Source organism: Thiothrix fructosivorans (genome assembly GCF_017349355.1).
In the GTDB taxonomy this organism is placed as follows: Bacteria; Pseudomonadota; Gammaproteobacteria; order Thiotrichales; family Thiotrichaceae; genus Thiothrix; species Thiothrix fructosivorans.
The window spans coordinates 120,360-145,250 of record NZ_JAFMPM010000007.1; the positions used below are offsets into that span (position 1 = coordinate 120,360).

Sequence of the window (24,891 nt, forward strand, 5' to 3'; positions counted from 1 at the left end):
CTCACCCTCAATAGGCTTGGCGTGCAAACAGCTTTTCTAGACGCTGCTGCCAACGCGGCAGACGTTCATCGCGCTGGACTTGCATGACACCGCTTGCCCCACGGCGCAAACGTACCCCCTGCCGTAATAGCAGGGGGAATTTGTGATCATTTTTGCTGGTTTCGGTTAAAAGGCTCATAGTACGCCACACTCCTGTTTATCGTTTTATTGCAATGCCACGATAAGCATAACGCGCCGATGTGCAGAAAATGTGTAGAGCCGATGGAAGGTTTTTGCAGCAGCTGCTTATTTGCGGTTAGCCGCCGCTTCTAAGGGGCGAATGTCAGTTGCTACTTTGTCGAGTACGCCGTTGATGAACTTGTGCGCTTGCTCCGCACCGTACTTTTTCGCCAGATTGACGTACTCGTTCACCACTACTTTGTAAGGCGTTTCGGGGTTGTTCAACAACTCGCACGTCGCCACCCGCAATACCGCGTGTTCAATCGGGTCAACTTGCGCCAGACTACGATCAAGGTGCGGGGCAATTCGGTTGCCCAGCTCATCGCCGTTTTCAATCGCACTGCGCAGTAATTTATGAAAGAATGCCGTGTCGCACTTGCGAAAATCAGCCGCCAACTCCAGTTCTTCCTGAAAATACAGATAGATGTCCTGAAAGCTATTACCGGTAATCAACCACTGGTACGCGCCTTGCATTGCTAGCCGCCGCGCTACACGACGACGAGCAATCAACTGCTGGGACTCAGAGAGAGGTTTATGTCCTGCCATGATTATGCTGTTTTCCTAATCTTACGCAGCAACGACACCATTTCCAGTGCTGACAACGCCGCTTCTGCGCCTTTATTGCCTGCTTTAGTGCCTGCCCGTTCGATGGATTGTTCGATGGTATCGGTGGTTAATACGCCGAAAATAACCGGTAGTTCGTGCGTCAAACCGACTTGTGCCAGCCCTTTGGAGGCTTCGCCCGCGACATAATCGAAATGCGGGGTGCTGCCACGGATAACCGCGCCCAACGCGATAATCGCATCGTAATCACCGTTTGCCGCCATTGCTTGGGCAACTAAGGGCAGTTCATAAGCACCCGGTACACGTACCACGTCGATGTCTGCCTCTTTCACACCACCGTGACGCTTGAGCGCATCTACCGCGCCTGCTAATAGGCTTTCGACGATAAAACTGTTAAAACGCGCAACCACGATGCCGTATTTGGCTTCTTGCGGGGCAAAATCACCTTCGATGACATTGAAACTCATTGAACTATCCTAAACTCACTTAAAGAACAATTACGTAAACCTTGGGGGAGGCGTTACTTAATCCTGAACATAATCCACAATTTCCAGACCGAAACCAGCAATACCGTGTAAACGACGCGGTGCACTCATAACGCGCATCCGATGCACACCTAAATCCGAGAGGATTTGCGCACCAATACCGTAGGTTTTTAATTCAGCCGGAGATGAACGGGTATTGTCCTGCACAACTGGCTGAGATTCAAACCCTTTCAAACGATTTAACACATCTTGTGTTTGGATAGGCTCACGCAAGATGACAATAACGCCCTTGCCTTCCTTCTGAATACGCTGCATAACCCCACGCAATGGCCAACCGCAACCCGGCTCGGTCAGCGCTAACAAATCACACAATTCGTTTTCCAGATGGACGCGCACCATGACGGTATCATCAGCGGCAATGTCGCCTTTGACCAACGCCAGATGGATGTCGTGTTTGGCTAATTCTTTGTAAGCCACCAGATGGAACGCGCCGTATTCGGTTTGCACGTCTTTTTCAAACACGCGTTCGATGCTTTTTTCATGCTGCACACGGTAACGGATCAGGTCTTCGATGCTACCCATTTTCAAGCCGTGCTTCTCGGCGAAAATTTCCAGATCAGGGCGACGCGCCATCGTGCCATCGTCGTTGAGGATTTCCACAATGGTTGCCGCCGGTTCAAAACCAGCTAAACGCGCGTAGTCACAACCCGCTTCGGTATGCCCTGCACGCGTCAACACACCACCGGGTTGAGCCATCAGCGGGAAAATATGCCCCGGCTGTTCAATATCGCTGGGCAACGCATTCGGTGCTACGGCGGTACGGATGGTGTGTGCTCGGTCATACGCGGAAATACCCGTGGTCACGCCTTCCGCCGCTTCGATGGAGATGGTGAAGTTGGTGGTGTGCGCCTCATCCGTGCCGGAAATCATCAGCGGCAAGTTTAACTGCTTGCAGCGCTCTCGGGTTAGCGTCAGACACACCAGACCACGCCCTTCTTTCGCCATGAAATTGATGTCTTCGGGGCGTGTTAACGAGGCAACCATTAACAGGTCGCCTTCGTTTTCGCGGTCTTCGTCGTCCACGATGACGACCATTTTACCTTCAGCGAGGTCTTTAAGGATTTCTTCTGTGGTGTTGAATTGCATGGTTTCTCACTTCATAAAGCCGTGTTCGGCGAGGAATGCTTCGGTAATGTTGCTGCCGCTGGTGCTGGAATGGGCGGCTTTATCGCCTAGTAACAGGCGTTCGAGGTAACGAGCGATCACATCGACTTCCAGATTCACCTGTGTACCGCTGCGGTAATCGGCAATGATGGTTTCTTCCAGCGTATGCGGGACGATATTGAGTTCAAAGGTGCTGCCATCCACCTTATTGACGGTGAGACTTGTACCATCGACGGTGATTGAACCTTTCGCTGAGATGTATTTGGCAAGGTGGTCTGGGGCGCGGATGCTGAAACGCACTGACCGCGCATCGTCGTGACGGCTAATGATTTCACCCAAACCATCGACGTGACCGCTGACCAAATGTCCGCCCAAACGGGTTTGCAGGGTCAAGGCTTTTTCGAGATTCACTTTCGAGCCGCGTGACAGATTACCAAGACTGGTCAGGGATAAGGTTTCGCGGGAAACGTCCGCGCTGAAACTGCTGCCGTCGAACGCAATCGCGGTTAAACACACACCATTTACTGCAATGCTGTCGCCCAGTGCCACATCACGCATGTCTAGCTTGCCGGTAGCAAGAGTTAAGCGCATGTCGCCGCCTTGGGGCTGCATATCGCGGATCGTGCCAATGGATTCGATAATGCCGGTAAACATCCGTTTTTAACCTCTGATTTGCGGGCTAATAATCATACGCCAATCTTGCCCTACTGCGCGAATATCCCGAATGGTTAGGTTAAGGCGTTCCTCCATCTGGTTGATGTGCGGCAAGTTGAACAAAGCACGTGCACTTGACCCCATCAAATGGGGTGCAAGGTAGATCACCAGTTCATCAGCAAAGCCCTGTTCCACCAATGCACCGCTGAGGGTTGCGCCTGCTTCGACGTGGACTTCAGTAATGCCATCATCAACCAAGGCAGTCATCACGTCGGCGAGTACGAGTTTTTCACCTGTAAAACGACGCACATTGATACCCGCTTGTTCCAATTGTGTGATTTTTGCGAAGTTGTCGCTACAGGTGTAAACACGGATGTCGCCCGACAGTTTGAGCATTGCTGCGGTTAGTGGGAATTGCAAGCTAGAATCCAATACTATCCGCGTAGGCTGACGCACTTCACCCTGAATGCCCAGCTCTGCCGCCGTTAAGCGCACATTGAGCGACGGATCGTCTGCCAATACCGTGCCAATACCCGTGAGCATTGCCCCTGCTTGCGCCCGTAGGAATTGCACATCACGCCGCGCTGCTTCGCCGGTAATCCACACGCTTTCGCCGGATGCCATCGCAGTACGCCCGTCCAAACTCATCGCCATTTTCACGCGGATGTAGGGGCGATTATGCTCCATACGCGAAATGAAACCGGGGTTGAGCGCACGCGCAGCGCTTTCGAGCAGACCGGATGCGGTGGCAATACCGGCTTGTTGCAAGATCTGCAAACCATTGCCAGCGACTAATGGATTGGGGTCAACCATTGCGGCAATGACACGCGCCACACCGGCTTGCACCAAGGCATTCGCACACGGCGGCGTGCGTCCGTAATGGGAACAGGGTTCGAGGGTAACATAGACATCTGCGCCACAGGCAGCTTCGCCCGCCATGCGTAACGCATTCACTTCGGCATGAGGTTCGCCTGCACGTTCGTGCCAACCTTCACCGACAATGTGTCCATCACGCACAATAACGCAGCCGACACGCGGATTAGGTTGGGTAGTGTAAAGCCCACGTCGCGCCAGTTGTAGCGCACGCACCATGTAGCGGTGATCGTCTGGGGTAAAATTCATGTTTTTGGGGGAAACGGTAGCAAATTGGGCTGGCGCTGACGGTGTTCGGGGGAAGCATCGCTTTCCAAATGCTCAATCATGCTGCGGAATTCTTCAATGTCATCAAAACGGCGGTAGACTGAGGCAAAGCGAATGTAGGCGACTTCATCCAATTGGCGCAATTCATCCATGACCAGCTCGCCGATCATGGATGAGGGGACTTCACGTTCGCCGCTGATGAGAATTTTTTTGCGAATGTGGCTGAGCGCCGCCTCGATACTTTCAATCGACACTGGACGCTTTTCCAAGGCACGCATAATGCCGCCGCGCAATTTGTCGTCGTTAAACGGTTCACGGGCGGCATTGGATTTGATCACACGCGGCAGTGTCAGCTCCGCCACTTCATAAGTGGTAAAACGTTCATCACACGCCACGCAACGACGCCGACGACGCACTTGATCGCCTTCGTTCGCCAAGCGGGAATCGACTACCCGCGTGTCATCTGCGCCGCAAAAAGGGCATCGCATCCCGTATTACGCCGGATAATCGCCAAAGGATGTCGATTTGTACACGGGGAAACGTGCACAAATTTCCAAAACTTGACCTTTTACGCGTTCAATCGTGGCGGTATCTTCCACGTTATCCAGCACGTCAGCCATCCAATTCGCCAATTGCGCAGACTCCGCTTCTTTGAAACCACGCGTGGTAATCGCAGGCGTACCCACGCGGATACCGCTGGTTACAAAAGGCGATTGCGGATCATTTGGAACGGAGTTTTTGTTCACCGTAATGTTTGCCGCACCTAACGCTGCGTCCGCCGCTTTGCCGGTAATGCCTTTGGCAATTAGATCAACCAACATCAGGTGGTTATCCGTGCCGCCGGACACGATTTTGTAACCACGGGAAATCAGCGTTTCTGCCATGACTTTAGCGTTTTTAGCGACTTGCTGCTGGTAGACGGTGAATTCAGGTTCAAGTGCTTCCTTGAAAGCTACCGCTTTTGCCGCGATAACGTGCATCAACGGACCACCTTGAATGCCGGGGAAGACCAGTGAGTTGAATTTCTTTTCCAGATCGGGGTTGGATTTGGCAAGAATGATCCCGCCACGCGGTCCACGCAAGGTTTTATGCGTAGTGGAGGTAGTCACATCAGCGATTTGCACAGGGCTTGGATAGACACCCGCTGCAACCAAACCAGCAACATGTGCCATATCGACCATGAGATATGCGCCAACTTTGTCGGCAATTTCACGGAATTTGCCCCAATCAATCACGCGGGAATAAGCCGAAAAGCCTGCCACGATCATTTTTGGCTTGTGCTCAACCGCTAAACGCTCGACTTCGGCGTAATCAATGTAGCCGTCATCGGTAATCCCGTATTGCACCGCATTGTAGATTTTGCCGGAGAAGTTAACTTTCGCGCCGTGGGTCAAGTGACCACCGTGCGCCAAGCTCATGCCCAAGACGGTATCACCGGGGTTCAGCAATGCCATGTACACCGCAGCATTGGCTTGTGAGCCGGAATGCGGTTGTACGTTAGCGTAATCCGCGCCAAACAATTGTTTAACGCGGTCAATCGCAAGCTGCTCGGCTTTATCGACGTATTCGCAACCACCGTAATAACGTTTGGCAGGGTAGCCTTCCGCGTACTTGTTGGTCAGGACTGAACCTTGCGCCTCCATCACACGCGGGCTAGCGTAGTTTTCAGAGGCAATCAGTTCAATGTGTTCTTCTTGACGAAGTACCTCAGACTGCATCGCAGCCCACAGTTCATCATCGTAACCTTCAATTTTCATCTGGCTGGAAAACATCCCGCTTTTCTCCTGCACGTTGGAAGCTAAAAAAGCGTTGTATCATAACACCCTTTTCACCCTCAACCTACGGTGTTTTCATCAGGAAGTCGGCGGCGGCAAAGGTGCTGGTGCTGCCTCAGGATTACTTTCAGGCGACAAAGGTGCTGGTGCTGCCTCAGGATTACTTTCAGGGGGTATTGTCTCAGGGGTTGCGGGGGTAGTTTCTTCAACCCCACCATCACCGTAGGACTTGGCAAACACTACTGATGGCTCACCGTTCAAGTTAAAAAACTGTAACAACGAACCTTCTTGTTGCACACTGCCCGCCCGCCCTAAATTGCGCAGATAGCCGCCTTCTAAACTACCCACATTAATCGTTGGCAAGCCATCACCCGACGACAATACAGGACAACCTTTATCCCCTTTTTCAATTTTGGTCATTTTGAAACCGGTATGCCCAACCCGTTGAAAAACAGCGGTGTAATCATTACACCCCGCAAAACCTTTCAATGCATTGTCGCCCACCTCCATCGTGATGGTCACTTCCTTAGGCACTTCATTGCCATATACCGAAAATAAACGCCACTTTGAGCCTAGCAAGGATGGCCCCCCACTGTTTAATGGGCAAGCACCGGGAGGTAAGGCAGGCACGGGCGCAGCGACTAAGCGCTCAGCGATAAACGCTAGCGGCAGCAATAGCAGGCTTCTGCGTGTCTGCATGAATGATTTGGATATTGGATGACGCATACTCATGAAAACACTCCCTCGTTTGTGCATGATGATCTAAATTTGTGTTAACTGTATTATCGAAGCAACACTATGAGTATAGATTAGGATAGATACTTTGCCGATTGAATCTTTTTTATGCGGGCGGTGGTATTACTGCAACAAACGGACATTCGCCAGCATCAGCAGGTAAGTTTACCCCCAATACCTGACTTAAACGCTGCCAATCGAAAAACGCGCCGGGGTCGGTTTTACGCCCCGGTGCAATGTGTTCATGCCCCGTAATGTGTTGCAGGCTCAAGGTCGGGTAAGCCGCCATCAAGGCAGGTAATAAGGCTTCAAGCTGTTGATATTGCGCTGCGGTGAAGGCTTCAAAGTCCGTCCCCTCGATTTCGATACCGATGGAAAAATCGTTGCAACGTTCGCGCCCACGGTAGTGGGAAACACCAGCATGGAAGGCACGCAAGTGAAACGGCACGTATTGCACGATTTCGCCTTCACGCCGAATCAGCACATGGCTCGCGACCCGCAAGTGACAAATCTCCGCAAAAAACGGATGAGCGGTAGGATCAAGTTGGTTCATAAAGAGTTGATCAATCCAATTCCCCCCAAATTCGTAGGGTGGCAGGCTGATATTGTGCAAGACGATTAGGTCGGGAGTGCAACCGTTGGGGCGTGCGTCGTGGTTGGGTGATGGGCATTGGCGGGCAACGTCTAATAGGCCGGTTTGTGGGTCAATCTTCACGGTTCATCCTCGGCGGGGAGTTGCAGAGCGGTTTGAATGGCGATGTGAATCCGTGCAGGCAGTGCTTCGGATTGAAGCTCGCAGTGGTAATGACCATCCACGTACAAAAACAAGGCGGGTAGATGGAAAATGTCCAGCGCGTTGACTAACCCGCCGTTGTGGACAGCATCGACCTCAAACACGGGTAGCGGTGGGTAATCATGCAGCCATTTTCTCAGGGCAGTCTTCAGACTACGGCACGCGCCGCAGTTGGGTGCAGTGAAAAACACCAAGGCTGCGCCGGAGGTTTCTGCCAGCACATGATGAAAATTTAAGTCGGTAAGCGATGCGATACTTGTCATGCTGCACATTATACATGCACCCACCGCAGCCGACAGCCTGTACCGCCGCAAGCCGAAATTTGCTATAGTGCGGGGACTTATGGATGAAGGACGAACGCCATGCTCGACAGCTTACACATCAAAAATTTCCGCTGCTTTGAAGATTTGACCATCCCCTCGCTGGGGCGGGTGAATTTGATCGTGGGGAAGAATAATAGTGGGAAGAGTACGTTGTTGGAGGCCATTATGGTTTATGCACAACATGGAAAAGTATCTTCATTGCAAGCCATTTTAACGAGTCGCAATGAATTCTTTGGAAAAAATAACTTCCTAGAGAACATTTTCTTTGATGGAAAAATAACTGACTCTCCACTAAAAATTGGTGATAGCGAAAATAAAAATAATACGGAAGTATATTTCAACAATAACTTACTACTCAATGATTGGAAGAACAACGAAGAAGACCTACCATTTTCAATCATCAATACTCAAATTGACAATGAAAATACCCTTGCAGACAAATGGGACATCATTTACTTGAACTCTGAAGAAGAAACTATCAAGGAAGCACTTCAAATTCTAAATGCTGATATTACCAATATCGTTTTTGTTCAATCACCTGTAGTAAAAGGAAAACGCATTGCTGTCCTAAAAATCAAAGGAAAATCAAAAGCTACGCCACTCAAGGCAATGGGTGAAGGGATGAGTAGAGTTCTACAAATTTTCATTCATGCATTTCAAGCAAAAAATGGCTTTCTACTGATCGACGAATTTGAGAATGGCCTGCACTACTCGATTCAAGAAGAAGTATGGAAGAAGTTGTTTAAATTGGCGAAGGAGCTTAATATTCAGGTATTTGCGACGACCCATAGTGAAGATACTGTAAAAGCATTTTGCAAGGTATCATTGGCAGATGAGGAAGTTGACGGCAAACTCATTTCACTGGGACGCAGTGCCGCAATCGCTGATAATGGAAAGATTCTTGCAGATGTTTATGATGAGAAAACCCTTGCATGGATTGTTCAATCCGGCATGGAGGTTCGTTAATGACAGATCAGCGTATCCTCTTAGTCGAAGGTGAAAGCGATAAGGATTTTTGCCAGCAACTAATCTGTACTCTTAAGCTAGATGTAACTATCGAACCCGAAACACCTAGAAGTTTATGTCAACAAGCAGAAAGTGATGGCATTGATGTTTTACGCATTGATGTTTTACGCATTATTGCCTTACCTTTTGCTCTAACTCGCCTCAGCAAAAAACAAATAACACATTTAGCCGTTATTGTAGATGCAGACTCATCTGCTCAGGGCTATGGTTTTCTCAAACGTCGTGCACAGATCACCGCATTATTAGAACAACATGGCTATATCATTCCAGTATTACAGAATCCTTTAAACCAAGGCGAAATATTTTTACACACCAAAGCAGGTATCCCATCTGTTGGCTTATGGATTATGCCTACACATGGCACAGATGGAATGCTAGAAGATTTACTGCTCGATAATCTAGGCAATCCCGCACAACAATCCTTACTAAACAAAGCCGACACAGCGATAAACGAATTAGGCGACTTACGTACATTTAAAGATACGCACTTATCCAAAGCACGCTTATCCACCCTACTCGCATGGCAAAGGAAACCAGGCATGTCCGCTGGCAAAGCTTATCAGGCCAAAGTATTCGATACTAACCCTGACACCAGCACCATCATTCCTTTCACCACTTGGCTAACCCGCGTATTCCAATAACATGAACGGACTCAACCCCCAACAACAAGCCGCCGTTACCCACCTCGGCTCTCCCCTCCTCGTCCTCGCAGGCGCTGGCAGTGGCAAAACCCGCGTCATCACCCAGAAAATCGCGTGGATGATCCGCAAAGGCGTGCATTCTGCCGACCAAATCGCCGCGATCACCTTCACCAACAAAGCCGCCCGTGAAATGCGCGAACGCGCCACGCAACTCTTGACTAAGGAAGAAGCCAAAGGACTCACCGTTTCCACCTTCCACACCCTTGGCTTGAATATCATCAAACGCGAAGCCAAACGCCTCGGCTACAAAAAGAATTTCAGCATCCTCGACGCACAAGACAGCGAAGCCATCCTCAAAGAACTTGCCCACAAAGAGGACGTGGAAGAAGCCGACAACCTGCGCTGGATCATTTCCCGCTGGAAAAACGACTTCATCTCCGTCGAGCAAGCCGCATTACTGGCAAATACCACCGACGAGAAACTCGCCGCGATTTTATACGAAAAATACCAACGCCAGATCAAAGCCTACAACGCCGTCGATTTCGACGACCTCATCGTGTTGCCTGTGCAATTGTTCGAGCAACACCCTGACGCGCTGCAACATTGGCAAAACAAACTGCGCTACTTGTTGGTAGATGAATACCAAGACACTAACGCCTGCCAATACCGCCTGATTCGCTTGCTGGCAGGCATTCGTGGCGCACTCACCGCCGTAGGCGACGACGACCAATCCATCTACGCATGGCGCGGCGCACGCCCGGAAAACATTGCACAATTGCAGCAAGATTACCCACTGCTCAAAGTGGTCAAGCTGGAACAAAACTACCGTTCCACCAGCCGTATTCTACAAAGCGCCAATAAACTCATCGGCAACAACCCGCATTTATTTAAAAAAAATCTGTGGAGCACCCTCGGCGAAGGCGACCCGATCCGCATCATGCCCTGCCGTACCCCCGAACACGAAGTCGAAAAAGTGGTCAGTGAAATCCTCAAAGCCCGCTTCCGCGACCGTGCCGATTTCAAAGATTTTGCCATCCTCTACCGTGGCAACCACCAAAGCCGCTTGTTTGAAAAAGCCCTGCGCGAAAATAATATCGCCTACAAAATCAGCGGCGGCACGTCGTTTTTCTCACGGGCGGAGGTCAAAGACATCCTAGCCTACCTACGCCTAATCGCCAACCCCGACGATGATGCCGCTTTCTTGCGCATTATCAACACACCCAAACGCGAAATTGGCACATCCACGCTGGAAAAACTCGGCGAATACGCCTTTGAGCGTAAAACCAGTATGCTTACCGCTGCTCAAGAACTCGGCTTTGCCCAGCGCGTGTCCGCCAAAGCTACTCAGCGCATCGAAACGTTCTGCTTTTGGCTGCACGAAATCACCCGCGCCGCTGAAAATACCGACCCGACCAGCATTGTCAAACAAGTTATCAACGACGTCAGCTACGAAGACTGGCTCAAAAACACTTGCAACACGCCCAAACAAGCCGAATCACGCATGAAAAATGTCTGGGAAATTGTCGAATGGATCCGCAAACTCCACGACGATGGCGCAGGCAAAGAAACCTTGGGTGAAATTATTGCGCACATGAGCTTAGTCGATATGCTAGAGCGCAATAGCGAGGAAAAAGAACAAGATGCGGTTGCCTTAATGACCTTGCACGCCGCCAAAGGGCTAGAATTCCCCAGCGTGTTTCTGGTCGGCGTTGAAGAAGAATTGCTCCCGCACGCCAACAGCGTCGACGAACACAGCATTCAAGAAGAACGCCGTCTCGCCTACGTCGGCATTACCCGCGCTCAGAAAAACCTCACCATCAGCTACGCCAAAACCCGCTCACGCTACGGTGAAGCCTCCACGGTTGAACCGAGTCGTTTCCTTGAAGAATTGCCGCCCGAACATTTGGAATGGGAAGACAAAAAAGCCGCGATAACCCCCGAACAACGCCAAGAAACGGCACGCGCATACGTCGCCAATTTACAAGCGTTGCTAGGTGATTAGAGCCCCCCTCATACTGCGGGTTTCAAACGTACCACTTCTCCAAAGTGCATGTACTCCCCCGCTCCCAGCCACGCAATCGGGCGCGGTAAAATGGTTTGCGTCATTGCAAAATAAATATCAGAAGACGACATCTGTGAAAAATCGAGGTACATAACCATCCATCCTGTAGTTTTTTGCATTGCACACTTCTGGTGCAAGTGGGAATATAAAGCCTACTATTCACATGGAAAAAGAGGCGTGCATGACCACCAAAATATACCTGCCCGAATCAGAAATGCCTACACATTGGTACAATGTCGTTGCTGACATGCCAAATCCACCTTCGCCCTACTTGGGGCCGGATGGCAAGCCCGTTCCGCCCGAAGCCATGCTGGCGATTTTCCCCGAAGCCTTAGTGATGCAAGAAGTCAGTGCCGAACGCTGGATCAAAATCCCCGATCCCGTGCGCGAAGCCCTGACGATGTGGCGTCCATCGCCGTTATACCGCGCCCACCGACTGGAAAAGCTACTCAATACCCCCGCGAAAATCTACTACAAGAACGAATCCGTCAGCCCAGCCGGTTCACACAAACCCAATACAGCGGTTGCACAAGCGTATTACAACCAGCAAGCAGGCATTAAACGCCTCTCCACCGAAACGGGCGCGGGTCAATGGGGCTGTTCGTTGGCACTGGCAGGGCAAATATTTGGCATTGATGTACGCGTTTACATGGTAAAAGTAAGCTACCAACAAAAGCCTTACCGCCGTTCCATGATGCAAACGTGGGGTGCGGAAGTCTTCGCTAGCCCCACCGATATGACCGAATCCGGTCGCGCTATCCTTGCCGCACACCCTGATTCACAAGGCTCGTTAGGCATCGCCATTTCCGAGGCGGTGGAAGAAGCCGCCAGCCGCGACGATACCAACTACGCGCTCGGTTCAGTGCTTAACCACGTCTTGCTGCATCAAACGATCATTGGGTTGGAAGCCAAAAAGCAAATGGCACTGGCGGGTGATTACCCTGACATGATTTTTGCCCCATGCGGTGGTGGTTCTAACTTTGGTGGGCTGGCCTTCCCGTTCCTTGCGGATAATGCGGCGGGCAAAAATGTCCGGCTTGTCGGGGTTGAACCGACCTCTTGCCCGACCTTAACCAAAGGCATCTACACCTACGACTACGGCGATACCGCTGGCTTAACCCCGATGATGAAGATGTACACATTAGGACACGACTTCATGCCACCAGGCATTCACGCAGGTGGCTTACGTTATCATGGCGAATCGGCACTGGTCAGCCAGTTGTATCACGAAGGTTTGATCGAAGCGGTTGCTGTCCCACAACTGGAAACTTTTGCGGCGGGTGTGCTGTTCGCCAAAAGTGAAGGCATTATTGCTGCACCCGAATCGTGCCATGCGATTGCTGCCACGATTCGTGAAGCGCAAAACTGTGCGAAAACCGGCGAAGCCAAAACCTTGCTGTTTAACCTGTCAGGGCACGGGCATTTCGACATGACCTCCTATGACCGTTACTTACAAGGCGACTTGACGGACTTCGACTATCCCGAAGAAGCCATCAAGGAATCACTTGCCAACCTGCCGAAATTTGGTTAATTGGCTGGGGCGCGGTTAATCGCGCCCCACTCTACCCACTTCTCGACCACTTTTTTGCCCGTGAAGCGTACCAAAAACCATTCTGAACCATCGTCGTTTTCACGGTAATCCAGCAAGGTCACTGCATCGTCTTTGATCAAATATTGCTTGGTTTTGCTGGCAACGTTGGGTTTGTCATGCAGCACGGCTTTCTCAATGGCAATCGTGCGCGTGGCGGCAACGCTGTTAGCATCAACGTTAGAGGCATCTTGAGTATCCGCCACCACGTTCTTAATCACTTTACCTGCTGCATTGTGGATTTTGACGAAATACAAGTCGCCTTCCGTACCCACCATCATGCCTTCCGTCCACGCATAGGGCTTGCCCTTGTTGAAGCGGTAATCGGTGCTGTACCAACGCGGCCCTGAACGCTGCGCCGTGCTGAGGGTTTTGGTTTCGGGCATCAGGGTCGGATTGCTGATCGTTTCCTTGTATTCCTGAAATTTACCTGAGGCTTTGTTCCACAAATACAAGCGATAAAACAAGTTCACGCCTCCATAGCCCACTCCGTCCAGCACTGCTATATCACCCTGCCCATCGAAGTTGAAGTCGGCTTGCAATAATAGTCCATCAATGGTTTGACTGCCCTCTGGCACATCGGGCATTTCCCCCAAAGCTTGGGTTTTAGCGCTGGGTAATTTGGCGCTAATCGCATTGCCTTGCTGGGAAATAACCACCTCCACGTTAGGAGCTGGGGCAAATGTCACGGGTAAGTGGGCATAGCCTTGCGGCGTGGTGAATGCCGCTGCATTCAGGGTTAGTAAACTCGTTCCCAACCCGACCAACCCGACTTGGATAGGCATTCGCATACGCTCACCTCATTGTATTATCAGCATCAGAGCTTAGACCCGATGTTGTGATTTCGTTCAGATTAATCGGGGTAAAGTGTGGCAAGCCCTGCCTCTTGGGCGCGGGCAGTGCCAACAGGTTTGAACGCTTGCAAGGCTTGTAACAACGCCGCACCTTTCCAACCGCTACTGCTACGCCCGTACAGCACCGCATTCAAGGCATCAATTTCTAGCCGCAAGCGCGGAGAAGCTTGTTCACGCAGGTTGGTAATTAACGCGGGACGAATGTTTAACCCGACATCCAACCATTGCACTAAAGCATCGTGCGTTACCTGTGGCTGGTTTTGTTGGCAGGCTTGTTCAAGGCACTTCCAGACGGCTTTCGCATCCAGCTTGCGCGGTGCGGCTACGGTCTGGCGCGGTGAACTGCTGCGTTTTTGCCACCAGAGCCATGCCAACCAAGCCAACGACAAGACTGCCCAGATCAATAACAACACGGCGGCGAGGCGACTCCACGAGAACCATGACGCATCCGCACCTGCCGCACTGACGGCTACTTTGTCAGCTTGGGCTGTCGATGCAGGCGAAGGCGTGGCGGATGCGGGTGGCATACCTACTGGCGGCGCTGCTCCACCTGTTACCACCATTTTGGTGGGTTCAACCCGTGCGGTTTCTTGCTTGCTAGTTGCGGTATTCCACCAATCCACCGTAACACCGGGAAATTCATACTCACCGTTGTAAGGCGCGACCACCACCCATTTTTCCTGACGCACCCCGACTACACCGCTTTTACCAGCATCATTACGCAATTCTGGCTGATCGGTGTATGCCTTGATGCCCGCCGGAACGGGGATGTCTAACTTGGGCAACTGCTCGGCAGCTAACCCATCCGCCACAATTGCCAAGGTCAGCGTCACGGGTTCACCCGCTTTCAATTTGTTCGCGGGGATTTGCCAATGGGCATTCAAAGTGAGGCTATTCGCGGGCAACCATTGCTTGCCTGTGTAACTGGCGGGTTGTTCTTGAATGTGGAGTGTTAAGGGTTCAGAAAAACGCCGAATCCGCTTGCCACTCAAACCAAACGGGTCAAAACCACGCGCCCCCGGCTCGGCTAAGATGCCTTCAAACGTAGTGCGCCCCAAGGTCAATACACCACTTTGTTGCGGAATCAACGCATAGCGCCGTTCAATCACCTGATAATTGCGCCCGTTACGTAACATCGTGGTGTTGTGAGTATTGCCTATTTGCTGGATATTGCCTTTGCCCGTTTCAATCGGCGGGTGGCTCAAACTGGCTTGTGCTTCCAATGGCGTTACGTGGAACATGCGCTGGGTGATAATGGTTTGTTGCTGCACAAACGGCTGTTGCGGTTCAGCGCTTAACTCAATGAAAATATCGGGTGCGCCTCCTGCTGCTGGAGCGGGCTGCTCTAATACTTGCACATCCAAAGCTTGGCTTTGATCCGTTCCAAATTGAATGGCGGGAATCGGTAACGTGCCAGTTCTACGCGGGTATAAGGTTACTTCCCACGTCGTGCGCAGGCTACTTGCGCCATTGATCATGACCATGCTGTTGCTTTGCGAACGCCCACGCACTTCAAAATCTTGTTCTAAGGGGGTGAGGTCTGGCTCGCTGGACAGCATACTGTTCGTGGTAAACGTGAGTACCACGGGATCACCCATTGCCACTGGATTACGGTCAAGCTGCGCCATGATAACAGCGGCGTGCGCCCAAAACGGCAGACACCACAATAGGGCAATTAAGAACAACCTTACCATTCTTCACCTCGCGTTTGCTCACCCCGTTGTTGATATTGGTACTGAAATTTGCGCCGCCACAAGCCTGAAGGGTCATCAGGAATGCGCCGTAACCATTGTTCGGTGGCTTGTTCCTGCTCGCGTTGCTGCGGGTTTTCCTGAGCCTGAGCCGCTTGTTCGCCGCTGTCACCCTTGTCTGGCGGCTCTGGCTTGCCTTGCTCACTTTGTTGCTCTGCCTGTTTCGCCTGCTCTTCGGCAGCTTTTTGGGCAGCATCCTGCTTGTGCTTTTCTTCAGCAGCTTGTTGTTTCTGGTCTTTATCGGCTTGACTGTTCTGTTGCTGGTTTTGCTGCGGGTCTTGCTCTGGTGATTGCTGGGGATCACTTTCCCCCTTGTCTCCCTTATCCTTATTTTGATCCTGCTTTTTCAACGCGTCTTCAATAACTTTTAAGTTATTTTGAGCATCGGCATGATTCGGATCAGCCGCTAAGACCTGCTGGTAAGCATCCATCGCCTCCTTGAATTTACCTGCCTTGGCTTGAGCATTGCCATAATTATACTTGGCATCAATACTGTTCTGGGCAGCATATTGTTGTGCAGCCGTAGCGTAATCCTTGTTTTTGTAAGCAGCCGCCCCTTTCCATTCAGGATTCTGGAACAAGGTGGCAGCACGTTCTACCTCACCATTATCCAGTGCGGCTTGTGCTTGTTGGTCGGGGGTTTGCCATAATTCGTCCCAACCGAAGGCATGAGCAGGTTGCTGTTGCGGCAACAAAATACACACCAACAACGCCCCCAGCCAACCGCGCCGAAACGCTAACACTGCCACAGGCAACAGCAGCAAAACCAGCCAATAACCTTCGTTCACCCACGTATCGGTTTTGCGCCCTTGCGCAGTGCTCAAGGCACTGTTCGCCAGCGCTTGCCATTGCGCACTGAGTGCATTCAAATCAGCATCACCGAGCGCGGCTGGGGTAAATACACCGCCCCCCGCTGTCGCAATACGTTCCAACTCCTCCAGATTCACGGGAGCAATCACGGTTTTACTGTCATTATCGAGCAAGAAACCACCTTGCGCACGCGGTACTGCCGCCCCCTCGGCTGTCCCCAGTGACAATACGGATACGCTATAGCCGAGATTACGGGCTGCCTCCGCCGCCGTAATAGAGGATTCAGCATCCGCCACCCCGTCGGTAATCAACAGGATATTGCCTTGCTTCATACCCGATTGTTGCAGCAACTCCACCGAGCGTTGGATGGCTGGCGTCAATAAACTCCCCGGTGCGGGCATGATTTCGGGGGAAAGGTTTTTAACCTGTTCCTCAATCGTGTCACTATCATCGGTCAGCGGTGTGACGGTAAACGCATCACCCGCAAAGACCACCAGCCCATTTTGCGCATCTTGACGCGCCTTGAGGATGTCGAGCAGCTTGAAACGTGCCAAGGTAATGCGATTGGGCTTTTCATCTTCAGCGTACATCGACGCGGAAAAATCCATTGCCACAACCAAGGCTTGCTGGTTGCGGAACACAGGTACTTCGCGCTTTTCCCACGCAGGCCCCGCCATTGCCAGCACCGCCGCCAATAACGCCAGCGACAACAAAACCAATGACAAAAAGCTCAGCCCACCCGCTTTGCCACTTAATACAAACGGCATCAAATGTTTATCGACCACCTGCTCCCATCCACCCATACGGCGCGACCGCCAGACTTTCATGCCCCACACTGCAGGAATCACCACTAACAACCACAGCCATTCGGGGTGCAGAAAATGTAAGTTATTCAACATGGCGTACTCACTCCCGCTCTATCCGTAACACAGCGGCTAACAGTGTCAGCACCAATGCCGCCAACAACGGCCAACGGAACAATTCTTGCTGCGGTCGCCATTGTTGCGCCTCTTTTTCAGCCGGTTCTAAGCGATCAAGTTCAGCATAAATTTTCTGAAACTCCTCGGTATCACGGGCGCGAAAATAAGCACCACCTGTGCGTTCAGCAATCGACTTGAGGGTTTTTTCATCCAAATCTGCCGTAGGATTCATTAACTGAAAGCCAAAATTACTACGCATCTGGTCACTTTCCGAACCGATACCCACCGTATAAATTTTCAAACCTGCCGTTGCCGCCATATCGGCAGCTTCTAATGGGCTGACGCTGCCTGCGGTATTCGCACCATCGGTCATCAGAATCAGCACACGGTTTTTCTGGGGGCTATCTTGTAAGCGTTTGAGGGCAAGCCCAATCGCATCCCCAATCGCCGTGCGTTCCCCCGCCAAACCAATTTGTGATTCATTCAGCAATTGCAGCACGGTTTGACGGTCAAACGTCAGCGGCACTTGCAAATACGCTTGATCACCGAACAACACCATGCCAATGCGGTCGCCGCCACGCTTGCTGACAAACTCGCCTGCTACCGCTTTAGTCGCTACCAGCCGATCCACCACTTGCCCGTTGAGGATGAAATCTTGCTCCTGCATACTGCCGGATAAATCCACTGCCAGCATTAGATCCCGCCCTGACACGGGCATCGCCACGGTATCACCCACCCACACCGGACGTGCCGCCGCCGCTAGCAACATCACCCATGCCACGCTAGCTAGCAATAACCCCAACATGCCTTGTGAACTGCCCAACAATTTATTGCCTTGCTGAAAATCATCCAAAAACGGCACTTTCAGCGCAACGCCTTCCGCTTGGACAGCGGGTTTTAGCAACCAGCGTGCCAGCAACGGCAGCGGTAACAGCAAAAACAGCCACCACCAGACAAATTCATACATGGTTTTTTCCCCGTTGCAACTTGATCCACTGACGAATAGCGTGCAGCAATGCCGTGGTTTCTACCTGTGTTTCGGGGCGATAAGGGACTTCCGTGAGCAAATGCGCCAACTTGCCCGCAAATAACGGCTTACCCGCTTTAGCATCAAGGAATGTGACCCACGCCTCGCCCATCAGACCCGACACCGCTTGCCGCCCGTATTGCGTCATAGCAACGCGACGTAACAACACGGAGAGTTCACGTAACAAATCTTTGGTATTGTTGCCATGCCTCCCTTGCAAACGTTCCAGCTCGGCTAACGCCAGTTCTAACGAGTGCTCCTCGCGTTGTTGCTGTTTCCAGCGCCAAAACAGCCATACAATCACCGCCAGCATCACACCAGCCAATAACCACCAACCAGGTGCGGGCGGCCACCAACCAACTGGATTGGGTAAATGAATATCGCGCAGTGGTAATTCTTCTGGGTTCATCGTAGCCCCCGCGATAGTTTCAGCAAGCGTTCGTTATCGCTATCAGCCGTGGAGAGTTGCACCAAAGGAATACGATGGCTGCGGGTGAATTCTTGCGTAACTGAACAGTCCCCCCTTACCCAAACGCACTAAATTTGCGACACTCCCCCGATGACCCAACAACTGAAAGACCACAGCCTCAAACAGCTTAACAGCCAGTACCTTGCCAAGCTCACGCCGGAGGAACTGCTGCACCTGTCGACCAAGTTGTTGCATGACCTGAAAGAAGCGCGGGAACAGATCAACCAAAACTCCAACAACTCCTCCAAACCACCCAGCAGCGGTTTCCCGTGGGAAACGTCACCCAAAACGGTGGCTTTGCCCGAAACAGAAGGGGTGGGTGCAGCCAGAGGAAAGCCAACCCCGGAACCCAGAAGCTGTGGCGGGCACAAAGCCAGCCCAACCAGCCAAACGCAAAAGCGGGTAAACAACCCGGCGCACCGGGTTATGGTCGGGTATGGCATCCGCCCATCAATGCAGACGAACACCATTACCCCAGCCGATGTGAAGCCTGTGGCAGGTCCCTGGATGCGGCTGTCTCCCGTATTTATACCGCCTATGACAGTGTGGACATCCAGTTTGGCACGGATGGGAACCCCGGACTGACCGTCATCACCACCCGCCACCACCTTCACGATAGCGTATGCACCTGCGGTCATGTGAGCCGCCATATCCCGCATCGCCAAGCTCCCGACCCGTTATACCCGGAGGTTGATGTGGGCGAGTGGCGGCTGATTGGGGGCAATCTGGCGGCACTTATTGTCCACCTACGGCTGCGCTCACGCTTGTCACTGCGTGGCACACAAGAACTGTTGCGGGAGGTGTTGGGCATTCCCCTAAGTGTCGGGGTGTTGCAGCAATGTTTTGAGGAAGCAGCCGCGAGTGCTTCTCCATTGGAAGATGCCTTGGTGGAAGGGCTGTTGGCAGAAGCCACCGCTGACGGCGGGGTGCTGTATATTGATGAAACCTCTTGGAAAGAGCGTGGCGAAGCCCTGTGGCTATGGACATTCGTCACCACCCTCAGCGTTTGTTTCTACGTAGGGCAGCGCACCATTGAAATGCTCGACAACGTGATTAGCCCCCACTTTGGGGGCTGGCTGATGAGTGATGGCTATGCCGCTTACCGCCACCACCCCAAACGCTTGCGTTGCTGGGCGCACCTGATCCGCAAAGCCCGTGGGCTGGCAGAATCACTGGACAAAGACGGGCGGACGTTTGGCAACTTCACCCTCGCTTGGCTGAGGGTATTACAGGACGACATTTACGCTTGGCGGGCAGCAGGCGGCACGGTGGGGACGCAAACCGACGTGATCCGTCAACGCCATCAGGCAAAACTCCTGGAATTCAGGGCATTATGCTTGATCCATGCCGTATCTGCCCATGACAAGACGGCGGCACTGGCGAAAGAGTTCATCAATGATTGGGATGCCATTTTCCGAATCCTTGACCACCCGTGGCTTCCCTTGACCAATAATGAGGCTGAGCGGGCGTTGCGCCATTGGGTGATCCTGCGCAAAACCAACCATGGCACAAAGAGTGCTACGGGGAGCCGTGCGTTTGCCATGCTGGCCAGCATCATCGGTACTTGCCGCAAACGTGGACAGTCTGCCTTGGCTTATCTTGCCAGTGTTATTACCGCTGCCCGCGCTGGCTTTGCCCTGCCCGCTTTACCGCAAGGGGTGGGGATGTGATCAATTACATTCTTGCAACGCTTTAGCGGCTTGAGCAACACGGTTGGCATAACGATCCCGCCACAAGCGTTGTCCAATATTCAGTAACAAGTGACGCTTGCCATCGGTTAAGCGCAGGCTACCGGTATTCGGTAAACGTTCTTCAAACGGGTCTTGAATCGCAATCAGGGTGACTTGTGAATGCTGGGCAAGCATGGCTAACTGGCGCAAAGCAGCCGTATTCGCTTGGCGAAAATCGCTTAACACAAAAATCTGGCTACCCGGTTGCGCAACACGGCGTAAGCGTGTCCAACTCGCCTGCAAATCCGCACTCTTACGACTCACGCTAGCATTACGGGTCATATCACTTAACTGACGCAGGAAATGCAGCGCGGCGGAACGGCTACGCGAGGGTTTCAACTCAATGTGTTCACCGTTTTGCAGTAAACCACCGATACGGTCGCCATCTTGCAGCGTTTTCCACAACAGCAATGCCGCAACGTCAGCAGCCACCACCGATTTAAAACGCCCTCGCGTCGCAAAAAACATCGATGGACGTAAATCGACCCACAGCAGCACCGGCTTTTCGCGCTCTTCTTCAAATACTTTGGTGTGAACCCGCCCACTCCGCGCCGTTACCCGCCAGTCAATGGTGCGGATGTCATCACCCGGTTGATACATACGCGACTCGGCAAAATCCATCCCGCGCCCTTTGTGTACTGAGCGGTGTAAGCCCGCGTGATGGGCGCGGATGTGTTTTTTCGCTAGCGCCAAGGTACGCACTTGCCCCTGCAACTGTAACAGGGCAGGCAAAGAGCGAAAGACAATGCCTTCACCCGCGTTAGTACGGTTGACCGCCATCAGGGAACAGCCACCAGCGCGAGCAATTCATCGATAATGTGGTTGGCGGTCATGCCATCGGCTTCCGCTTCAAACGTCAGCAACAGACGATGACGCAACACATCGTGCGCCACCGCTTGCACGTCTTCAGGGCTGACGAAATCACGCCCTGCTAGCCATGCGTGCGCACGGGCGCAACGATCCAGTGACAACGTAGCACGCGGACTTGCGCCGTAAGCAATGCTACCGGTTAAGGATTTCCCATAGCGTTCTGGGTTGCGGGTTGCCAACACCAGTTGCAGCAAGTAGGTTTCAACTTTTTCCGCCATGTAAATATTCAGCACATCCTGACGCGCCATCGTCACGTCTTCGCGGCTGACCAGTGGGGCAACCACTTCTTTTTCGTGACGAACATTCTGCATGGCTTCTTGCGCCCTAGATGCAGGATGACTTTTTCTTCGGCAGGGGTCGGGTAATCGACAATAACGTGCATCAAGAAACGGTCGAGTTGCGCTTCCGGCAGGTGATACGTGCCTTCTTGCTCAATCGGGTTTTGGGTCGCCATGACCATGAAGGGTTCGGGCAATGGCCACGTTGTGCCTGCGACAGTAATTTGGCGTTCTGCCATCGCTTCCAGCAAGGCCGATTGCACTTTAGCTGGAGCACGGTTGATTTCATCCGCCAGAATCAAATTGTGGAACAATGGCCCTTTCTGGAAATGGAACGAACCATCATTCGGGTGGAACACTTCCGTCCCCGTGATGTCCGCTGGCAATAAATCCGGCGTGAACTGCACACGGTGAAAGTCCCCTTCGATCCCCTGCCCTAACATTTGAATAGCGCGGGTTTTCGCCAAACCGGGCGCACCCTCTACCAGCAAATGCCCCTCTGCCAACAAAGCGATCATCAGGCGATTGATCAGGGATTTTTGTCCAATGATTTTGCTTTGCAAATACTGGGACAACTTGTCAAAGTTTTCTTTTGGTTCATGTTCGCAGGTCGTTATGTGGATGTAGGGCGGAATATACGCGCCCCATTCCCGTGGTTTCAAGTTAATCATCGTTAATTCAAGTGCAAATGCTATGACTATACAGACTCAAATCGAACAGAAAATCCAACAAGCCATGCAGCCTGACTTCCTACAAGTCGTCAATGAAAGCCACCTGCACAATGTCCCACCCGGTTCGGAATCGCACTTCAAGGTGACGGTTGTGAGCGCACAGTTCAATGGAAAAATGCTGATTGCACGCCATCGGCAGATTAATGGCATTTTGGCAGAAGAACTAAACGGCAAAATTCACGCGCTAGCGTTGCATACGCTGACACCGGAAGAGCATTTTGCCAAAGGTGGGAAGGTGGCCGAATCGCCCTTGTGCATGGGGGGTGGGAAAGCATAAAAAAAGCGAGGTTGCTGGCTCAAGGCAACCCCGCTGGAGAGGCTGCTTGATTCGGAGGAGAGTAGCGGCAGCCTTGCGAAAAGTTTTTTACATTATTGGTGTATACGTTTTACATAGCCATTTGATGCATCATGTTGGTTCTTAGTTCCCGTGCGGGGAACATATGGGCAATCAAACTGGCAGTTTCGCCCATTTGGTACGATTTGCGTGGCAATTTATGCCCATCCATTAAGCTTTCCAACGTAATGTCTTCCATAAAGCGTTGGAATTGACCACTCAAGTCTGCCCACATTTGTTGTACCAAATGTTGACCAAGCGCATCGGTATTGTGACGCGGACGACGCTCCAACGCTGGCTCATCTTCAGCCGCTAAAATAATGTCTGCCAAAGTAATTTCATCGGCATGGCGACTTAAACGGTAGCCACCACCAGGGCCGCGAATCCCTTCGACTAAACCTTCGCTACGTAAGCGGGCGAATATCTGCTCCAGATAAGACAACGAAATGCCTTGTTGCGTCGCAAGATCACCCAAGCGCACAGCACCCTCATCATCGTGGATAGCCAATGCCAGCATCGCCATAATCGCGTGTTGACCTTGCGTGGATAGTTTCATGTCAGTCTCCTATGAATGCTTGTCCTTGATCCATGAGAAGCACTATACGATGCCGCAAACATAAGGAAAAGTCGAATTTTTCACAAAAATACATCGAAAAAAACGAAACATTTAACCTTTGTTAAGCATCTCTAAATTGCGTTTTGCATCCGCATTGCCACGGCTCGCGGCATCCGTAAACAGCTTTGCCGCTTTTTTACCGTCTTTCTTAACGCCATTGCCCAAGACGTACAAAACACCAAGATTATTCTGCGCTTCGGTGAAACCCGCTTTGGCGGCTTGATCGTACCAATAGGCGGCTTGATTGTAATTTTGATTCACGCCCCGTCCATCTTCATACAACAAACCAAGGTTGTACTGTGCTTTTGGGTAATTCTGCTTAGCTGCTTGTTCGTACCAGTAGGCGGCTTCACGCAAATCAGCAGGCAAACCGCCCAGACCATCTTCGTACATCGTTCCCAACATCAACTGAGCTTGTTTATCACCATCTTCAGCCGATTGGCGCAATACTACTGGTTCAATACCCGTCAAATCCAAACTCGCCGCCGCATTGTCGCCGTCACTATTGGTGTTATCGAATGCCGCGTCAGGCGCATCAGCAGGCATCGACAGGGCAACTTTGGTCGCCACCGGTGGTGGATAGCTGGAAGTATCCACCACCGAAATGTCGGCTTTAGGCGCTTCTTCAATCGCAGGTGCAGTCGCCACCGCTTGAGCAGATGCGCCATTGTTCATGGAAAGCAGGGCTAAACGAGCAGCGACATGCCCTTGATCGGCCGCTTTCTGAAACCATGCGCGAGCTTGGGATTCGCTTGCCGTCACGTACTGACCGTTGGCGTAAAGCAAACCAAGACCGTATTGGGCTTCAACATGACCGGCTTGTGCCGCTTTTTGCTGCCAATCCAAGGATTGAGTGATATTGGCTGGCGTGCTGTCATCGTTACGGTACATCAATGCCAGCTTGTATTGCGCTTTGATATCGCCATTCCCTGCCGTTGCTTTCAACGTTGCCAATTCATTGTCTGTGCTGCCAGCAGCTTTGCGGCGGTTACGATACCAGTTTTCCACACTAGAACCACTCGCTGTAGTCGCTGTGGGCTGCTGATCAACCTGAGCATTTTTTGCATTGGCTACTTGCCACGGTGGTGGGGCTTCGTTGATGTTTACGGGTGCTGCGGGTGCAACCACGGGATTGGCAACCGTCAAGTTAGGTGCAAAAGCACAGAGAAAACTCAGTAATAGAGCGGGGGAAACAAACAGGGAAAGTGTCCGAGAGGGTGCTGTAGCGATTGTCATGGTAGCCCCGAAGCATGATTAAAGTATTCTATATTATTACTCAGATAAAACTATCTGCATTATGTATGCCTTATAAGAGCATACGGTTAAACCACA

The 24,891-nt window shown here is 51.9% G+C and carries 26 protein-coding genes and 2 pseudogenes; 7 read left to right on the plus strand and 21 right to left on the minus strand.

The genetic code is table 11. The features are described 5' to 3' along the window. Positions 1-7 precede the first annotated feature (7 nt). The 11 genes from J1836_RS13370 to J1836_RS13420 form a co-directional block, all read right to left on the minus strand. The gene (locus J1836_RS13370) at positions 8-178 is read right to left on the minus strand and encodes a hypothetical protein (RefSeq protein WP_207251628.1); all 171 of its coding nucleotides are present in this window, start codon (positions 176-178) and stop codon (positions 8-10) included. Positions 179-285: 107 nt separating this feature from the next. After that, a complete protein-coding gene (gene nusB / locus J1836_RS13375; RefSeq protein ID WP_207251629.1) occupies positions 286-765 on the minus strand; it encodes a transcription antitermination factor NusB in 480 nt (159 codons plus the stop codon). Between the two features lie 2 nt (positions 766-767). Then, the gene (ribH, locus tag J1836_RS13380) at positions 768-1,250 is read right to left on the minus strand and encodes a 6,7-dimethyl-8-ribityllumazine synthase (protein ID WP_207251630.1); all 483 of its coding nucleotides are present in this window, start codon (positions 1,248-1,250) and stop codon (positions 768-770) included. Between the two features lie 57 nt (positions 1,251-1,307). Further along, entirely contained in the window at positions 1,308-2,414 is a 1,107-nt protein-coding gene (ribBA, locus tag J1836_RS13385) for a bifunctional 3,4-dihydroxy-2-butanone-4-phosphate synthase/GTP cyclohydrolase II (RefSeq protein WP_207251631.1), read from the minus strand. 6 nt (positions 2,415-2,420) lie between these two features. Further along, complete coding sequence (locus J1836_RS13390; protein ID WP_207251632.1) at positions 2,421-3,086, minus strand: riboflavin synthase; 666 nt, start codon at positions 3,084-3,086, stop codon at positions 2,421-2,423. A 6-nt stretch (positions 3,087-3,092) separates the two neighbouring features. After that, positions 3,093-4,208, minus strand: a complete 1,116-nt coding sequence (gene ribD, locus J1836_RS13395) for a bifunctional diaminohydroxyphosphoribosylaminopyrimidine deaminase/5-amino-6-(5-phosphoribosylamino)uracil reductase RibD (protein ID WP_242632846.1) — start codon at positions 4,206-4,208, stop codon at positions 3,093-3,095. Then, positions 4,205-4,714, minus strand: coding sequence for a transcriptional regulator NrdR (nrdR, locus tag J1836_RS13400; RefSeq protein WP_207251633.1), 510 nt, complete (start codon positions 4,712-4,714; stop codon positions 4,205-4,207). Before nrdR ends, ribD begins: the two co-directional genes overlap by 4 nt. Before the next feature lie 6 nt (positions 4,715-4,720). Next, on the minus strand, positions 4,721-5,998 hold the full coding sequence (gene glyA, locus J1836_RS13405; protein ID WP_207251634.1) for a serine hydroxymethyltransferase: 1,278 nt from the start codon (positions 5,996-5,998) through the stop codon (positions 4,721-4,723). Between the two features lie 81 nt (positions 5,999-6,079). Further along, a complete protein-coding gene (locus tag J1836_RS13410) occupies positions 6,080-6,733 on the minus strand; it encodes an META domain-containing protein (protein WP_207251635.1) in 654 nt (217 codons plus the stop codon). 109 nt (positions 6,734-6,842) lie between these two features. Next, positions 6,843-7,451 (minus strand): 1,6-anhydro-N-acetylmuramyl-L-alanine amidase AmpD, encoded by a 609-nt coding sequence (gene ampD, locus J1836_RS13415; RefSeq protein WP_207251636.1) that lies wholly within the window; start codon positions 7,449-7,451, stop codon positions 6,843-6,845. Beyond that, positions 7,448-7,792, minus strand: a complete 345-nt coding sequence (locus J1836_RS13420; RefSeq protein ID WP_242632847.1) for a thioredoxin family protein — start codon at positions 7,790-7,792, stop codon at positions 7,448-7,450. Before J1836_RS13420 ends, ampD begins: the two co-directional genes overlap by 4 nt. Positions 7,793-7,891: 99 nt before the next feature. Here J1836_RS13420 and J1836_RS13425 point away from each other — a divergent pair, with 99 nt between their 5' ends. Genes J1836_RS13425 through rep form a run of 3 tightly spaced genes read left to right on the plus strand, consistent with a single transcriptional unit; the run spans position 7,892 to position 11,521 of the window. Next, entirely contained in the window at positions 7,892-8,818 is a 927-nt protein-coding gene (locus J1836_RS13425; protein ID WP_207251638.1) for an AAA family ATPase, read from the plus strand. Beyond that, on the plus strand, positions 8,818-9,519 hold the full coding sequence (locus J1836_RS13430; protein WP_207251639.1) for a DUF3226 domain-containing protein: 702 nt from the start codon (positions 8,818-8,820) through the stop codon (positions 9,517-9,519). Before J1836_RS13425 ends, J1836_RS13430 begins: the two co-directional genes overlap by 1 nt. Position 9,520: 1 nt before the next feature. Beyond that, the gene (gene rep, locus J1836_RS13435) at positions 9,521-11,521 is read left to right on the plus strand and encodes a DNA helicase Rep (RefSeq protein ID WP_207251640.1); all 2,001 of its coding nucleotides are present in this window, start codon (positions 9,521-9,523) and stop codon (positions 11,519-11,521) included. Positions 11,522-11,529: 8 nt separating this feature from the next. Here the strand turns inward: rep and J1836_RS13440 are convergent, their stop codons facing one another. Beyond that, a complete protein-coding gene (locus J1836_RS13440; RefSeq protein WP_207251641.1) occupies positions 11,530-11,700 on the minus strand; it encodes a hypothetical protein in 171 nt (56 codons plus the stop codon). 62 nt (positions 11,701-11,762) lie between these two features. On the opposite strand from J1836_RS13440, the gene J1836_RS13445 reads away from it, so the two are divergent. Then, positions 11,763-13,112, plus strand: a complete 1,350-nt coding sequence (locus tag J1836_RS13445) for a TrpB-like pyridoxal phosphate-dependent enzyme (RefSeq protein ID WP_207251642.1) — start codon at positions 11,763-11,765, stop codon at positions 13,110-13,112. Here J1836_RS13445 and J1836_RS13450 read toward each other — a convergent pair. The 5 genes from J1836_RS13450 to J1836_RS13470 all read right to left on the minus strand — a co-directional run bounded on the left by J1836_RS13450 (position 13,109) and on the right by J1836_RS13470 (position 18,940). Then, a complete protein-coding gene (locus tag J1836_RS13450) occupies positions 13,109-13,960 on the minus strand; it encodes an XAC2610-related protein (RefSeq protein WP_207251643.1) in 852 nt (283 codons plus the stop codon). The genes J1836_RS13445 and J1836_RS13450 overlap by 4 nt on opposite strands. Before the next feature lie 62 nt (positions 13,961-14,022). Then, positions 14,023-15,717, minus strand: a complete 1,695-nt coding sequence (locus J1836_RS13455) for a BatD family protein (RefSeq protein WP_207251644.1) — start codon at positions 15,715-15,717, stop codon at positions 14,023-14,025. Further along, positions 15,711-17,483 carry a VWA domain-containing protein gene (locus J1836_RS13460; protein ID WP_242632848.1) on the minus strand — a complete coding sequence of 591 codons (1,773 nt, stop codon included), beginning with the start codon at positions 17,481-17,483 and terminating at the stop codon, positions 15,711-15,713. Before J1836_RS13460 ends, J1836_RS13455 begins: the two co-directional genes overlap by 7 nt. A 7-nt stretch (positions 17,484-17,490) precedes the next feature. Further along, on the minus strand, positions 17,491-18,471 hold the full coding sequence (locus J1836_RS13465; protein WP_207251645.1) for a vWA domain-containing protein: 981 nt from the start codon (positions 18,469-18,471) through the stop codon (positions 17,491-17,493). Continuing rightward, a complete protein-coding gene (locus tag J1836_RS13470) occupies positions 18,464-18,940 on the minus strand; it encodes a DUF4381 domain-containing protein (RefSeq protein ID WP_207251646.1) in 477 nt (158 codons plus the stop codon). The genes J1836_RS13465 and J1836_RS13470 overlap by 8 nt, the downstream gene beginning before the upstream one ends. Before the next feature lie 150 nt (positions 18,941-19,090). Between J1836_RS13470 and J1836_RS21590 the strand changes: the two are divergent. Next, positions 19,091-19,279: pseudogene (locus tag J1836_RS21590) on the plus strand (DUF6444 domain-containing protein); the annotation flags it as partial. After that, positions 19,270-20,670 (plus strand): IS66 family transposase, encoded by a 1,401-nt coding sequence (gene tnpC / locus J1836_RS13475; protein WP_242632849.1) that lies wholly within the window; start codon positions 19,270-19,272, stop codon positions 20,668-20,670. The pseudogene J1836_RS21590 and the gene tnpC, both read left to right, overlap by 10 nt. Here the strand turns inward: tnpC and J1836_RS13480 are convergent, their stop codons facing one another. Both J1836_RS13480 and J1836_RS13485 read right to left on the minus strand, forming a co-directional pair. Further along, positions 20,671-21,510, minus strand: coding sequence for a DUF58 domain-containing protein (locus J1836_RS13480; protein WP_207251647.1), 840 nt, complete (start codon positions 21,508-21,510; stop codon positions 20,671-20,673). It abuts the gene before it with no gap. After that, positions 21,510-22,549, minus strand: a pseudogene (locus J1836_RS13485) (AAA family ATPase). Before J1836_RS13485 ends, J1836_RS13480 begins: the two are co-directional and overlap by 1 nt. A gap of 22 nt (positions 22,550-22,571) precedes the next feature. On the opposite strand from J1836_RS13485, the gene J1836_RS13490 reads away from it, so the two are divergent. Then, positions 22,572-22,886, plus strand: a complete 315-nt coding sequence (locus J1836_RS13490) for a BolA family protein (protein ID WP_207251648.1) — start codon at positions 22,572-22,574, stop codon at positions 22,884-22,886. A gap of 109 nt (positions 22,887-22,995) precedes the next feature. Here J1836_RS13490 and J1836_RS13495 read toward each other — a convergent pair whose 3' ends face one another. Together J1836_RS13495 and J1836_RS13500 are read right to left on the minus strand one after the other, a co-directional pair. Continuing rightward, the gene (locus tag J1836_RS13495; RefSeq protein ID WP_207251649.1) at positions 22,996-23,499 is read right to left on the minus strand and encodes an Rrf2 family transcriptional regulator; all 504 of its coding nucleotides are present in this window, start codon (positions 23,497-23,499) and stop codon (positions 22,996-22,998) included. A 111-nt stretch (positions 23,500-23,610) separates the two neighbouring features. Continuing rightward, positions 23,611-24,795, minus strand: a complete 1,185-nt coding sequence (locus J1836_RS13500) for a tetratricopeptide repeat protein (RefSeq protein WP_207251650.1) — start codon at positions 24,793-24,795, stop codon at positions 23,611-23,613. Positions 24,796-24,891 lie beyond the last annotated feature (96 nt).